The following is a 14,114-nucleotide window of genomic DNA, read 5'->3' on the forward strand; positions in this document are numbered from 1 at the left end:
TAAAACCTTTTTCATTGTCAATTCCTCCATAATAATATTACTACAGTGCATACAAATTATTTGTCATATTATGGCTCATATGTAACGCTCATTATAAAAGCAGCCCCCTTTAAAGGGGGCTGCCTGTCTGATTTTATCCCCTGCTTATTTCCCTTATCTTGTTCACGTATATAGCGGACAGCTCCTCGGCAAACTCGGCCGAATAGCTTTCACTTATAACCCTGCACACAGGCCTCTCGGCGTCGGGCAGTACAAGCACCCATCCCCCGTCCTGATATATTTTCACGCCCTCTAAGGTCTCAATTTTTTCGAAATTCTCCCCCTGTATTATTTGCCGGATAACCTTTCCCTTCGCGTTCCAGGGACACTCAACCTCCCTTTTCGCCATATGGAAGCCCGGTATCATGTCCACCAGCTCCGACAGCCTGTAGTTGTTTACCGTCATAAAATCCAGTATTTTTATAAGGCACGCTATTGCGTCAAAGTGCATGGTAAATTGGTCAAGCATTTCCTCCTTTATTTCATCCCCCAGTATTTTTTTCATTATATCCTGCTGGGACGTTTTTGTACGCACTACCTTCCCCTTGTTCTCGCCGGCTATTTTTTCAACGATGTGGCTTGCCGATATAGGCACTACTACTGTGCCCCCCAGTGTGCTTTTGAAAAATATTATCGATATGAGAGCTATAAACATGTCCTCTGTTACTATCCTCCCCTTATCGTCCACAAGCATCATCTTTTCACAGGTGTCCTCAATGGACACGCCTAAATCAAGCTTTTTCAGTTTTATATTCTTTGTAAAGAATCTCACATGGCTGGAGGGCATACTGCGTGACGAGGTCCTCGTGTTGATAAGCCGCAAGCTCATAGTATCGACCATGCAGCCCGCTTCGCTGAGCAGCTCCTTCATGGTGCCAGTAATCAATTCGGAATTTGAGTTGACAGCAATTCTGTACTTCATTTGCTTTGATTTTATGCTGTTTAATATGTTTCTCAAATAAAACGTTCCATAATCGGGGATGTATTTTATTTCCTCTATGCAGTCACCCTCGCAGCGGTTAAAATCCTCTCTTGCAAAGGCATTTTCAATTTTTCTTTCCATTCCCCTGTCTATGTTGCTTCCGTTTAAGTCGAGAAAATCTACAAACAGCTTTGCCCTGTCCTCAGACGCGGTGTTTATATGAATTCCCCCGTCAATTTTATAAAACCTTATCGCAGACCTTGCCATAGGCAGCAGCAGCTTGCCTAAGTCCAGCACCTCGACTCCCGACGAAAGAAGCCCCGCCCCTAAGGATATTTTTAGCATATGCGCCGACGGGGAGCCGTCACAGCTTATTGCTATGCGTGACCCTTTCCTGAAAACGGAGCCATAGGCAGCTCCAAGCTTTGAGGCATATTCCGGGGTTATATCAACATTTATTTCACCTGATATCCCCCTGTTTCCGAATATAACTCTGGTAAACTTAGACCCCCATACAAGGTTTGAATTGACCTCGGTTCCGGCATCTATCATTTTATTGGGCCATATCTTTACGTTTGGCTTTACCGAGGCATTTTCCTTTATTACGGTATCGTCCCCTATTACGGAATTCTCAAAAGCCGATACATTTTCGCCTATGTGAATTTTGTTGCATACTATGCCTCCCCTTAGCTGAACATTTTTATCAATAATGCAGTTATTCCATACGATGCTTCTTTTAATCCCGCTTCTCTTTTCTATTATATTAAAATTCCCTATAACGGAATGACTCCCTATAACGGTGCCTTTCTTAATCCTGCTTCCCCTGCCTATTACACAGGGGGGCAAAACAGACGCGTCCTCCTCTATTTCCGCTTCAGACTCCACCCATATTCCTTCTGAAATTTCCTCCCCCGGTATATTTACCCTTACCCGTCCCTCCAGAACATCCATATGCGCCTGACGGTAAGCCTTCAAATCTCCTATATCGCACCAGTAGTCGTTAGTTACATAGCCATACATGGGCTTTCCTTCCTTTAAAAGAATGGGAAAAAGATCCTTGCTGAAGTCAAATGCCTCATCCCTGTTAAAATACGTCAATACCTGAGGGGAAAGTATATATATACCTGTGTTTGCCGTGTCGCTGAACACCTCCCCCCAGCTTGGCTTTTCAAGAAATCTGGTAATCCTTCCGCTCTCATCCGTTACCACAACCCCGTATTCAAGGGGAATGTCCACTCTTTTTAAAACAAGCGTCGCCATGGATTTATTTTTAAAGTGAAATTCTATTGCACTGCTCAAATCAATATCTGTTAATGCATCCCCACTTATTACTATAAAGGTGTCGTCAAGAAAATTCTCTGCGTTTTTTACACTTCCGGCAGTGCCCAGAGGGCTATTCTCCACGTAGTACCTCATATTCACCCCAAAATCCCTGCCGTCCTGGAAATACTCCTTTACCAGCTCAGGCATATACTGCAGGGTTACAGCAATTTCCTTCAAATTATGCTTCTTCAGCAGTTCGATGATATGTTCCATTACAGGCTTATTTACAATAGGCACCATTGGCTTTGGCCTATTGCAAGTGAGGGGTCTGAGCCGCGTACCTTCGCCTCCAGCCATTATAACAGCCTTCATTAAATTCATCCTTTCGTAAATTTGTGTTTACAGGCAGCATACCGTCTAAATGGTTTACTGTCTGTAACAAATTGCATATGCCTACAGGCTTTTTATCCTTAAGAAAGCAATGCTTCCTCATATGCTGAGCTTTTAGAGCGCGTTGACTATAAGGAAGCTTGTTTTATTAAAAATAATTTTTATTAATTTATATTTAAAAGTTTTTGTATTGTTGTATATTTTAATGCATTTTATTTTTTACATAGTTATTAAATAATTAGAAATTATACTTTTATTATGCAGATACTTTTAAAATCTTTATTACATTTTATATATTTAGCAATAAAGATTTTACATGGAGGATATAGTTTGATGGAAGAAATTATATTCTCCATGTTTGTAAAATCTTTATTGCATCCTAATTATATATAAAAAAAGAGAGGGTAGGTATTTTTTAAAATACCCGTCCTCTTTTTAGAATGTCCTTTAGAGAAGGCTTTAATACAGTTACCTTTTAGTAAACATTTTGTATATAAGATATCCGGCACCCGCCAAAAGTGCAACGGGCAAAATAATTCCCAGTATAAAACCAAGAAGCCTTACCAGAATCCTTACTGCTATTATGAAGAGCACGATCATTATTGCAGCGGTAATTATTTTTTTTAACGTGATGTTATTCATAAAAATTCACCTCTTCAATTGTTTTAATTAATTATACTATATTCATTAATATTTGTCTGAATTTTTTTAATATTTTTTATGATTTTATAAATATAATTAATAAAAAACTATACCTTTAAGATGATTTCATTTAAAGCCTTAACGGTAACGTCAATTTCCTCCGGCGTATTGAAGCAGCTCACACTGAAACGGACTATCCCGCTTTTTACCGTCCCCAGAGTATTGTGGGCAAGGAAGGAGCAGTGAAGCCCCGCTCTTGTGGCTATACCATACACCCTATCCAGAACATGGCTCACCTCCGAAGAATCAACATCCTTAATATTAATTGCTATGATGCCTGAATTCTCCTCCATATCGGGGCTGCTGTAAAAAATAGCCTTTTTGTTTTCCGACAGCCCTTCATAAAACCTTTTTGTCAGCATGTGCTTATGGCTTCTTAATTTGTCCAATCCAAACTCCCTTATGAATTCTATTCCCAGGCCTAAGCCTACTATCCCCGGAGTGTTAACCGTGCCGCTCTCTAAAAGATCCGGCATTATTTCGGGCTGGTACAGGCTTTCGGAGTTACTGCCGGTACCACCCTCCATTATGGTTTTAAGCTTAAGACCCTCCCTCACATAAAGCCCCCCCGTGCCCTGCGGGCCCATCAGACCTTTATGCCCGGGGAAGGCAAGCATATCTATTCCCATACCGATAGCATCAACATCTATAGAGCCGACGCCCTGAGAGGCGTCAAGCAAAAACGCAATCCCTGTTTCACGCGCAATTTTGCCGATCTCCCTTACCGGCATTATCATGCCGTTGACGTTTGACGACAGCGTAGCGGCAATGAGTCTGGTATTGGGCTTTACAGCCTTCCTGATATCCTCCGGGTCAATCCTCCCTAACATATCGCCCCGAATTATGGAAATCTCCAGCCCAGCATCCCTTTCAAGCGTTTTTAAAGGCCTTATAACGGAATTATGCTCCATGCAGGTGGTTATGACATGATCCCCATGTCCGAGATATCCTTTAATAGCTATATTCAAAGCCTCAGTGGCATTTTTTGTAAAGGAAAGCAGCATTGGGTTCTTAAAATTAAAGAAAGCCGCTATTATTTCCCTGGCGTAAAGCACCGCCTTCCCAGAGGCTATTGACATTTCATGGCCTCCTCTGCCGGGATTTGCGCAATACTCCCTCATGCACCTCTCTACGCCGTTATATACCGCCTCCGGCTTTGGATATGAGGTTGCCGCATTATCAAGATATATCATTTCATTCAATACCTCCCCCCTAATACAGCTTTTCTGCAAGCATGTTTTCTGAAAGAATATCTTCTAAAAGCAGTGACGCCGCCGGAAATGGCTTTAGCGCCCTTTTAAGTATACCCTGTACGTATGCTATCAGCATTCCGTAATTTGTAATTGCAACTCCGCCGGCCTTTGCCGACGCTATTCTGTACTGCATCTCCTGCCTGTTAAGCATACACGCCCCGCAATGCACAATAGCGCTGTATTTTTCAAGATCCTCCGGGAACCAGCTTCCGCTTGCCCATTCAAATTGTATATCTCCTCCGCATATCTGCCTTATCCATCTTGGTATTTTTACCTTTCCTATATCGTCGGACTGTCTGTGATGAGTGCAGCCTTCAACTATAAGCACCCTGCTTCCGCCGCTTAAGCTCTCAATCTTTTTTATGCCTCTTACCATTTCCATAAGCTCCCCCTTTTGCCTTGCAAATAAAATAGAAAAGGATGTGAGCGGTATATCCGTCGGTGTATCTGCAGAAACCTTAAGAAAGGCCTGTGAATCGGTAATAACAAGGGCCGGCCTCTTTGTAAAGCTTTCCATTGTTTCCTTAAGCTCATGCTCCTTGGTTACAACCGCAATGGCATCATTTTCTATAATATCCCTTATGGTTTGCTGCTGCGGAAGTATAAGCCTTCCCTTGGGAGCCGCCTTGTCTATAGGGGTAACAAGCACTATTAAGTCTCCCGGATTTATCAAATCCCCTACCAGTCCGGGCTGGCTCTGGCTCCCCTCTCCCCTTTCGGCAATTGCTTTTTTTAAGTCCTCCACCCCGTCTCCCATTGTGGAGCTCACCTGCATAATACCAAGACCCAGCTCCATTTCGAGTATCTTCAGCTCCTCCGGCGTAAATTTCTTCATATCACATTTATTGGCTACAGCAATTGTGGAAATGCCCTTTTCCTTAAGCCTTGCGGCAAATCCCCGGTCAAACTCCGTTACACCATCCTCCGCATTGACAACAAGTATTGCAATATTGGTCTTCCTCATCACATCATATGTCTTTTGCATCCTTAAGTTTCCCAAATCCCCCTCATCATCAAGTCCGGCAGTGTCTATGACGACTACCGGGCCCAACGGCAAAAGCTCCATGGATTTATACACCGGGTCGGTGGTGGTGCCGGGTACATCCGAAACTATTGCAAGCTTCTGGCCTGTAATGGCATTTACCAGACTGGATTTTCCCGAATTTCTTCTTCCGAACACGGCTATGTGAAGGCGGTTTCCAACAGGAGTTGAATTCATATTCTTCACCCTTTCTCTATGCTATCCCTTTTTACCGGGTATTCCCGGCTTTGTCATACCGTAAGCGCTTAAAATCAAATCTAATTTTTCCTCTTCTATAAGCCTCTCTTCCATTATCAGCTCTCTAACACCCCTGTTTTCCACAGCACACCTTTTTGCCACAAGAGTGGCCTTTTCATAGCCTATATACCCCGACAGCGCCGTGGCAAGGGACAGGCTGCCCTCCAGCAGCAGGCTGCACCGGGCTGTGTCGGCCTCTATACCCTTTATGCACTTGTCTATAAATATTCTTATTCCGTTTCTCAGCAAGTCCAGCATTTCAAACAGGTTCCTCGCTATAACGGGTAAAAATGCATTAAGCTCAAGCTGCCCGCTTTGCGCCGCGAGTGTAATAGCCAAATCGTTTCCCATTATCTGAAACGCTATCTGGTTTACAGCCTCAGGAATTACGGGGTTTACCTTGCCAGGCATTATGGAAGAGCCCGCCTGCGCCTCGGGCAGCCTTATTTCTCCTATTCCCGCCCTTGGCCCTGATGAAAGCAGCCTTAAGTCACTTGCAATTTTTGAAAGGTTAACGGCGGCAGCCTTTAAAAGCCCCGACACCTCAACAAACACATCGTTATTTTGTGTTATATCCATCATGTATTCAGCTCTGGCCAGTCCTATTCCCGTTAAAGCCCTCAGTTTCTCCGCCGCTGAAAAAATATATTTTCTTTCGGCGTTAAGGCCTGTTCCTACCGCAGTACCTCCAAGGTTTATCTGCCTTAAGCGCTCCTCCGCCTTGTACAGCCTCCACCTGTCTCTGGCAACGGCCTGCGCCCATGCGCCGAATTCCTGACCCAGCGTCACAGGCACGGCATCCTGAAGCTGTGTCCTTCCCACCTTCAGCACTGTGGCAAACTCCTCCTCCTTTTGCTGAAGGGCAGTCTGCAATTCCGCAAACAGGCCGCTGACAGGAGAAAGCAGCCTTATGGCAGCTATTCTGACTGCCGTGGGGAACACATCGTTGGTAGATTGCGACATGTTTACATGGTCTAAGGGGTGTACAACAGAGTAGTCCCCTTTACTGCCGCCAAGCAGCTCAATTGCCCTGTTTGCAAGCACCTCGTTCATGTTCATATTGGCGGAGGTGCCTGCGCCACCCTGCATACAGTCCACCACAAACTGGTTGTCAAGCCGTCCTGACAAAACGTCGTTACATGCCGCGCATATAGCCCTCTCCAGCCGCTCCTCAAGCAGCCCTGCCTCGCCATTGGCCATCGCGGCAGCCTTCTTCACAATAGCAAGTGCTCTTATGAGCTCGCAGTGCATTGGCTTCCCCGATATGTTAAAATTCTCCATAGCCCTTTGTGTATGCACTCCGTAATAGCTGGAATCCTCTATTTCTTTTTCTCCCAGCAAGTCATGCTCAATGCGCAATTATATCACCCCACAATACATTCATGCCCGGGATTGACGGCCTGCCATACAATATATGAAGGAAGGGGCCGTCCTGCCTTTTCCGCCGCATAGGCTGCGGAAGCCATATCAACCATATTTTTGTTGTTGTAAATATTATAGCTTTTTCTATACCTCTCGGGAGTATTTATAAGCATTATTGTGTTTGCACCCGCCTGAAGGGCTTTTACCTGAGCATCCTTGTCCAATGAGGCCAGCGCCGTTGTCGAGGGTATATAAACTCTCTTACAGACAATCCTTGTTACCGCTACCACACGAAGGGTTAAGTCTATATCCCCTGTCGGATGATTTTCAAGCCTGCTTCCCTCGGCAGGTATAAATGGCCCTATCCCAATCATGTTTATGCCCATTTCCTTGAAATAAAGTATATCGCCCGCTATATCGTCCAGAGTTTGTCCTGGAAGCCCTATTATATTGCCCGAGCCGTTTAAATAGCCCAGTTCCTTTAACCATAGCGAGCACTGCAGACGGTGATCGTAATCATCGTCGGGATGAAGCCGTGCAAACAGATCTCTGTTGGTTGTTTCTATTTTAAGCAAAAAGTTGACCGCTCCCGCATTTCTTAGCTGCTCATACTCCTCCCTGCTTTTTTCACCCACGCTTAGGGTTATCTTCATACCTGTTTCATTCCTGATCCTCTCAACCAGCCTTACAAGCCTTGGAGTATCCCATCTGGAATCCTCTCCCGACTGGAGAATGACGGTTTTCATACCCATAGCCTTTACGCTGTGAACCGCCTCCATTATTTCCTCCTCAGACATGCTGTATCTCTTAACGCATTTGTTTGAGGAGCCTATTCCGCAGTAAGAGCAGTCCTTTCTGCAATAATTTGAAAACTCTATTGCTCCTCTTATCTCAACCGCATCCCCAACCGTTTCCTTTCTTATCCTGTCTGCGGCACTGAATATTGTATTGATCTCCTTCTCCCTTTGGGTAGATAAAAGATACAGTATATCGCTCCTGTCAAGCTCCTGACCGCTCTCAATCCTCTCTAAAATTCTTAAGAAATCCTCTGTTATTCCCTGCGCCAGCTTCTCGTCAAGCAGTCCCTGAAGCTTCATCCTTTTGTCCTCAAGTATATGAGTGACCTCAACACTGTTTACAGCTATAAGCCTTTTTGCGGCTTCCACATCGTCTTGTGAAATTTTTACCGCAATGGCGCATACCGTTCCCGACTCGGGAGGCGCCGGCACAAGCTGCGTATTTATGCCCTCCGCCTTTAAAACCCTGTCCGCAAAGAGCATTTGTGCAGTGTTAGCCGCAATTATTAAAAAGAACCTCTGCTCCACCTTCTTCCCCCTTTCAAATCCTTAAAGCCCCTGAATGTTAAAAATACAGATCCCTCTTGCCGCCTTCAAGCTCCTTCAGTCTTTCCACTGTTTTAAGCCTCATTCCGGCATCCTCAATTTCCAGAAGAGCCTTGCCGATCACCTCTTCGCCCTTCTCCTTCAACTGCTCCGTCCCGTAGTCCAGCAGATTTTCCTTAAAGGTAAGTATTGCATTGGGCTGGCAGTATTCGTGTATATCGCCTCCCTTTGCGTGCTCCATAAACGCCTCGCCTGTGCGGCACCTTCTGTAGCATGCCGTACAGAAGCTTGGTATATATCCCTCTTGACATATCGTCTCAATCATTTTGGGAAGACTTCTGTGGTCATTGACAGAGAATTGATCCGCCTTGTCCTCCTCTTCCTTGTATCCGCCGGGACTGGTCTTTGAGCCTGCGCTTATCTGCGACACCCCTATGCCAAGCAGCTCATCCCTCATTTGCTCGCTCTCTCTTGTAGATAAAATGATGCCTGTATATGGCACTGCCAATCTATATACCGCAACAATCTTTTTAAAATCCCTGTCGTTCACCTGAAAGGGTATTTTGTCCAGTGCCCACCCAAGAGCCGGCCTCAGCCTTGGCACTGAAATGGTATGAGGCCCCACTCCAAACCTCTTTTCAAAGCTCATGGCGTGCATAAGCAGCCCCAGAACCTCAAACCTGTAGTCGTAAAGCCCCAGCAGCGCCCCTACGCCTACATCGTCGATTCCTCCCTGAAAGGCACGGTCTATAGCCGTTATCCTCCAGTCATAGTCAGCTTTTCTTCCTACCTGGTGCATTTTTTTATACACCTCACGGCTATAGGTCTCTTGAAATATAACATACGTCCCCACTCCGGCGTTTTTTAACTGCCTGTACTCCTCCACCTGCATGGGAGCAGCCTCGACGTTTATTCTTTTTATATTAACATTTTTATATATTGCGTCCATTGCATCGGTAAAATGCCGTATATCGGTCTTTTTGGCATCCTCCCCACAAATAAGCAGCAGGCGCTTGTGTCCCTGCTCTTCAATGGCCTTTGCCTCACTCACTATTTCCTCAACAGACAGAGTCTTTCTGTGGAGTTCCTTGTTGTCGTGCCTGAAGCCGCAGTAAAGGCAGTTATTTGTACACTCATTGCTGGTATATAACGGCGCAAACAGCACCACTCTTTTACCGTATATTTTATTTTTTACATACCTTGCAGCGTCATAAACCTCTGAAAGCAGCTCTTCATCCTGTATATTGAGCAGGCTTGCCGTCTCCTTAAGGCTTATCCCCCTGCACTCACGGGCTTTTGCAAGAATTTCCGCTATTTCCGCCCTTTCAGGCCTTATGCTGTCCTCTAAAATTGAATGAATCAAGCCCTCATCTATAAAATCAACCATTTACATCTCCTCCAATTGTGTTTTTCAAAGCCTTCATTGCAGCCAGGGCCACCGCCCCGCCGATCAGTGCCGTAACAAGCTGCGGCACGCTGAACATTGATACCAGAACAGGAGCCATCTTAGCATTAACCGCCGTATTAACCCTTACAAATATAACAATTGCGCCCCATAAAAACGCAAATTTAAGAACAGCCCCCGCCAGTACGCCAAAAAGCTTGCTCCTTTTTTTCAAAAGATTGAACGAAACCACCAGAATGGAATTGCCAATGGCAATAAACGGCGCAAACATAAGAAGCATTGGTGCAATAGCAGCATGGTTATTAATAAGTGATGTAAACGGCGCAAGTATTGCTATTATAACACCGCTCCACACACCTGAAAACGCTGCCGCAAGCAATAGACAGGCATTGACCAGAGGCCCTGATATAAAGCTGTTGTAAGGCGGAGGTATTATCCTCCCCAGCATTTGAAAAACTACTGTTAAGGCTAGCAGAACCGCTGTACGTGAAATGAATTTTACACTGAATTTCATTAAAAAAGCCCCCCCAAATAAATATTATTACTAAAGTCACACCATAATTACAATTATGCCTCACATAAGGTGCGCATAAATAAATAACTCTCCCCGAATAAAGAAGGCATACCCTCTTTCAGGAAGAGTTAAAAAAGACATACTTAAAGAACATAGTCCGGCTCCCCCCTTCGATAAGACCTCAAACATCCGTCTCGTCAGGCATAATATATTTTTTCCACGGCATAAGATTTCTCCTTTGCCTAAGAACGCAATATGTAAAGGCACATCCCTTTTATCGCAAGGAATTACCTCTATATCAATAGGTCAGTGCAACCTTGGCCTTTATTCCGCTTATATTGCCAAGCCTTCCTGTCAATGCTCCAATGTCGTCATTGGTACCGTCAACAATTATGGAAATAACCGATATATTCCTGTCCCTGTACGGTATTCCCATCCTTCCTACAATAATATTCCCAAAGCTGCTCAATATGTCATTGACCCTTTCAGCATTCTGCTCTCTGTTGCTTATTACTATCCCTATAACCGCAATTCTGTTATTGCCCTCCATACAGTGTACCTCGTTAAAATTTTAACCATAGCTTAATTATACCAACAATTCTGAAAAAGTAAACAGCGTCTTTTTTATATTGGCCTTTATGCTGCTATCAGCCCAGTGCCTGACTTATATCCTCAATTATGTCATCAGCGTTTTCAAGCCCTACCGAAAAGCGTATAAGGTCGGGCTCTATCCCGGCATCCATGAGCTGGCTGTCGCTGAGCTGCCGGTGGGTTGAGCTTGCCGGGTGAAGGACAGCCGTTCTGGCGTCCGCCACATGCACAACTATGGCCGCAAGCTTAAGCCTGTCCATAAACCTTACAGCCTCTTCCCTTCCACCCTTTATTCTGAAGGATATTACGCCGCTACAGCCCTTTGGAAGGTATTTGCCGGCCATGTCATAATACTTGTCCTCCGCCAGCGCAGGGTAGCTGACAGACAGTACTTTATCGCTGCCCTTAAGATACCTTGCCACCTTTACGGCATTTTCGCAGTGTCTCTCCATCCTTATATGCAGCGTTTCCAGACCTATATTGGTTAAAAAAGCGTTCATTGGGCTCATGCAGTTTCCTATATCCCTCATATACTGAACCCTTGCCTTGGTAATATATGCTTTTTCGGCAAAAGCCTCGGTATATGCCACGCCGTGATAAGACGGGTCGGGCTGTGTCATATCAGGGTATTTGCCGTTTTTCCAGTCAAAGCTTCCGGCATCCACTATAGCGCCCCCCACACTTGTAGCATGTCCGTCCATGTATTTTGTTGTGGAATGCACGACAATATCAGCACCGAATTCTATAGGTCTGCACAAAATGGGGGTTGCAAAGGTGTTGTCCACAATAAGCGGAACATTATTTTTCTTTGAAATCCGTGCAAACTTTTCAATATCCAGTACGCTTATCTTGGGATTTGCTATAGTCTCGGCAAATACCGCCTTTGTACCCGGCCTGAATGCCTTCTGTATTTCATCCTCCGATGCGTCGGGGTCTACAAAGCTTACCTCAACGCCCATTTTCTTTAACGTCACCGAGAAAAGATTGTATGTACCTCCGTAAATAGTGCCGGAGGAAACAACATGATCCCCGCACCCGCATATATTCATTACCGCTATCATAGAAGCAGACTGGCCCGAGGAAGTACATAAGGCGCCTACCCCTCCTTCTAAGGATGCTATTTTATTCTCAACGCACTCCACCGTAGGATTGCTTATTCTTGTGTACATGTGCCCCGGCACTTCAAGATCAAACAATTTGGCAACATGCTCTGTAGAATCATATTTGTATGTAGTGCTTTGAAATATCGGAAGCACGCGTGGTTCTCCGTTGCCGGGCTTATACCCCTCCTGAAGGCATCTGGTCTCAATTCTCCATGACTCCATTTAATTCACTCCTTCGTATATTTTCCTTTACATATTATACTTTAGTGCTGTGCAAAGTCAATCAAATTGATTAATACCACAAAAAAGGAGCCTGATGCGGCCCCGCTAAAAAATAAATATATTTGTTTTTATACAAGAACAGGCTGTATTTGCTTTCCCTTTAGTGATTCTAAGATAGTCGGTATAATAAGATCATTCCTTGCCATCAATGAATTGCACTTTTTAATGGGATCATCCTGCTCGAACGGTACCATGTATATGTTTTTCATATTCATCAGCATACCTATGTTTTTAGCATTCATTCCGAGCCCGTCATTTGTGGATATTGCAAGCACGAGAGGCTTTTGATTTCTCAGGTGCGCCTTGCACGCCATGGTGACGGAGGTATCGGTTATTGCGTTTGCAAGCTTTGAAATTGTGTTTCCTGTACACGGCGCAACCACCAATATATCCAGCATTGCCTTAGGCCCTATAGGCTCTGCCTGTATGATGCTGCATATAGCTTCTCTTCCTGTGATATCCCGAAGCCTTGATTTCCATTTATCAGCCTCTCCGAATCTTGTATCAAGCTTATCCACTGCCTCCGATATTATGGGATAGACGTCGGCACCCTCTTTTACGATCCTATCAATCTCGGGAATTACCTTTTCCAGAGTGCAAAATGACCCGGTAAGCGCAAATCCTACTTTAAGTCCGTCTAACTGCATTGCTTATACCCCCAACTCACAAATAATATTATTTATAGTCTCTTTTATAAATTTAGCGGCAGTCACAGGGGCGACCTTGCCGGGAAGCGACAGAGCCCATATTGCTTTTATCCCCATTGACTTTGCTTTTTCAAAATCTACTCCTCCGGGTTTGGAAGCCAAATCAATAATGAGGCAGTCACTCTTCAACTTGCTTAGAGCATTTGTGTCAAGTATCATATAAGGAATGGTGTTAAAAATAACATCCATATCAGAAAGGCAGTCATTTAATTCATTTATAAAAACGGCATTGAAGCCATAGCTTTTAATCCATGCCATATCGGAATACTTTCGGGCTTCTATAAATACATTAGAGCCTATCCCATGCAGCATCTTGCCCAAAATTTTGCCTATTCTCCCAAAACCCAAAATCAAACAATTACAGTCGTGAAGAGTTATCGGTATTTCCTCCATTGCAATTTGTATCGCCCCTTCCGCAGTGGGTATGGCATTTAATACCGCCATTTCCTCCCTGTCCAGCAGGTCTATTGTATATACATTGTAAATTTCCGCAAGGTGAGCTATTTTATCACCTATCCTTCCGGCGATAAAAAGCTGGTTCTTTGACATAATTTTAAATACTTCATTTATATGAATTTTTTCTGAATGGAACGGTGCATTAATGGTTTCATTGTCATTAGAGCACGGTATGGGGCCAATTACAACCTCAGACTTAATGATTGCTTCTTCCAGTTCCTTGCTTTCAGTCATCCCCATTTCAAACCCTGCATTATTGAAGCCATATATGTAAACCGTATTGCCATCGGCCATCAGTTGGTTTGCCAGCTTTACGCTTCTTAAGTCTCCTCCGATAACAGTAAATATTTTATTCTCCATATAAGCTACCCCCTAAATACCTATTACAGCTAATACATATTATGTGAATTATATTGCCGGAGTGCTTGTACAAAAAAGCGTTTTATAACCAAATAACCGGACAAAGCCCTGAATCTTAATTATCAGGGCTTTGTCCGGCCGTA

General features: G+C 44.3%; 12 protein-coding genes. All 12 read right to left on the bottom strand.

Annotated elements, in window-relative coordinates; translation table 11 throughout:
• Positions 1 to 133: 133 nt before the first annotated feature.
• The 12 genes from DFR58_RS14105 to dpsA all read right to left on the bottom strand — a co-directional run bounded on the left by DFR58_RS14105 (position 134) and on the right by dpsA (position 13,971).
• Positions 134 to 2,596, bottom strand: a complete 2,463-nt coding sequence (locus tag DFR58_RS14105; RefSeq protein WP_114298492.1) for a mannose-1-phosphate guanyltransferase — start codon at positions 2,594 to 2,596, stop codon at positions 134 to 136.
• Between the two features lie 486 nt (positions 2,597 to 3,082).
• Positions 3,083 to 3,256 (bottom strand): hypothetical protein, encoded by a 174-nt coding sequence (locus tag DFR58_RS21890; RefSeq protein WP_170138159.1) that lies wholly within the window; start codon positions 3,254 to 3,256, stop codon positions 3,083 to 3,085.
• Between the two features lie 107 nt (positions 3,257 to 3,363).
• Positions 3,364 to 4,509: an aminotransferase class V-fold PLP-dependent enzyme gene (locus DFR58_RS14110; RefSeq protein WP_114298493.1), complete on the bottom strand. Its 1,146-nt coding sequence runs from the start codon at positions 4,507 to 4,509 to the stop codon at positions 3,364 to 3,366.
• Positions 4,510 to 4,528: 19 nt separating this feature from the next.
• Complete coding sequence (hydF, locus tag DFR58_RS14115) at positions 4,529 to 5,788, bottom strand: [FeFe] hydrogenase H-cluster maturation GTPase HydF (RefSeq protein WP_114298494.1); 1,260 nt, start codon at positions 5,786 to 5,788, stop codon at positions 4,529 to 4,531.
• 21 nt (positions 5,789 to 5,809) lie between these two features.
• Entirely contained in the window at positions 5,810 to 7,207 is a 1,398-nt protein-coding gene (locus DFR58_RS14120) for an aspartate ammonia-lyase (RefSeq protein WP_114298495.1), read from the bottom strand.
• A gap of 5 nt (positions 7,208 to 7,212) precedes the next feature.
• The gene (hydE, locus tag DFR58_RS14125) at positions 7,213 to 8,535 is read right to left on the bottom strand and encodes a [FeFe] hydrogenase H-cluster radical SAM maturase HydE (protein WP_114298496.1); all 1,323 of its coding nucleotides are present in this window, start codon (positions 8,533 to 8,535) and stop codon (positions 7,213 to 7,215) included.
• A 37-nt stretch (positions 8,536 to 8,572) separates the two neighbouring features.
• Complete coding sequence (hydG, locus tag DFR58_RS14130) at positions 8,573 to 9,940, bottom strand: [FeFe] hydrogenase H-cluster radical SAM maturase HydG (protein ID WP_114298497.1); 1,368 nt, start codon at positions 9,938 to 9,940, stop codon at positions 8,573 to 8,575.
• Complete coding sequence (locus DFR58_RS14135) at positions 9,933 to 10,472, bottom strand: ECF transporter S component (protein WP_114298498.1); 540 nt, start codon at positions 10,470 to 10,472, stop codon at positions 9,933 to 9,935. Before DFR58_RS14135 ends, hydG begins: the two co-directional genes overlap by 8 nt.
• Positions 10,473 to 10,770: 298 nt before the next feature.
• On the bottom strand, positions 10,771 to 11,022 hold the full coding sequence (locus DFR58_RS14140) for a TM1266 family iron-only hydrogenase system putative regulator (protein WP_114298499.1): 252 nt from the start codon (positions 11,020 to 11,022) through the stop codon (positions 10,771 to 10,773).
• A gap of 97 nt (positions 11,023 to 11,119) precedes the next feature.
• On the bottom strand, positions 11,120 to 12,388 hold the full coding sequence (locus DFR58_RS14145; RefSeq protein WP_114298500.1) for an O-acetylhomoserine aminocarboxypropyltransferase/cysteine synthase family protein: 1,269 nt from the start codon (positions 12,386 to 12,388) through the stop codon (positions 11,120 to 11,122).
• 128 nt (positions 12,389 to 12,516) lie between these two features.
• Positions 12,517 to 13,095, bottom strand: coding sequence for a dipicolinate synthase subunit B (locus tag DFR58_RS22205; RefSeq protein WP_207659235.1), 579 nt, complete (start codon positions 13,093 to 13,095; stop codon positions 12,517 to 12,519).
• A gap of 3 nt (positions 13,096 to 13,098) precedes the next feature.
• Positions 13,099 to 13,971 (bottom strand): dipicolinate synthase subunit DpsA, encoded by an 873-nt coding sequence (gene dpsA / locus DFR58_RS22210; RefSeq protein WP_207659236.1) that lies wholly within the window; start codon positions 13,969 to 13,971, stop codon positions 13,099 to 13,101.
• Between the last annotated feature and the right edge of the window lie 143 nt (positions 13,972 to 14,114).

This window comes from Anaerobacterium chartisolvens (genome assembly GCF_003337415.1).
Taxonomy (GTDB): Bacteria; Bacillota; Clostridia; order Acetivibrionales; family DSM-27016; genus Anaerobacterium; species Anaerobacterium chartisolvens.

Bases quoted from the DNA above. Each gene is read 5' to 3' on its own strand.
- DFR58_RS14105 (WP_114298492.1), bottom strand. From the start codon at position 2,596: ATGAAGGCTGTTATAATGGCTGGAGGCGAAGGTACGCGGCTCAGACCC.
- DFR58_RS21890 (WP_170138159.1), bottom strand. From the start codon at position 3,256: ATGAATAACATCACGTTAAAAAAAATAATTACCGCTGCAATAATGATC.
- DFR58_RS14110 (WP_114298493.1), bottom strand. From the start codon at position 4,509: ATGATATATCTTGATAATGCGGCAACCTCATATCCAAAGCCGGAGGCG.
- hydF (WP_114298494.1), bottom strand. From the start codon at position 5,788: ATGAATTCAACTCCTGTTGGAAACCGCCTTCACATAGCCGTGTTCGGA.
- hydG (WP_114298497.1), bottom strand. From the start codon at position 9,940: ATGGTTGATTTTATAGATGAGGGCTTGATTCATTCAATTTTAGAGGAC.
- DFR58_RS14135 (WP_114298498.1), bottom strand. From the start codon at position 10,472: ATGAAATTCAGTGTAAAATTCATTTCACGTACAGCGGTTCTGCTAGCC.
- DFR58_RS14140 (WP_114298499.1), bottom strand. From the start codon at position 11,022: ATGGAGGGCAATAACAGAATTGCGGTTATAGGGATAGTAATAAGCAAC.
- DFR58_RS14145 (WP_114298500.1), bottom strand. From the start codon at position 12,388: ATGGAGTCATGGAGAATTGAGACCAGATGCCTTCAGGAGGGGTATAAG.
- DFR58_RS22205 (WP_207659235.1), bottom strand. From the start codon at position 13,095: ATGCAGTTAGACGGACTTAAAGTAGGATTTGCGCTTACCGGGTCATTT.
- dpsA (WP_207659236.1), bottom strand. From the start codon at position 13,971: ATGGAGAATAAAATATTTACTGTTATCGGAGGAGACTTAAGAAGCGTA.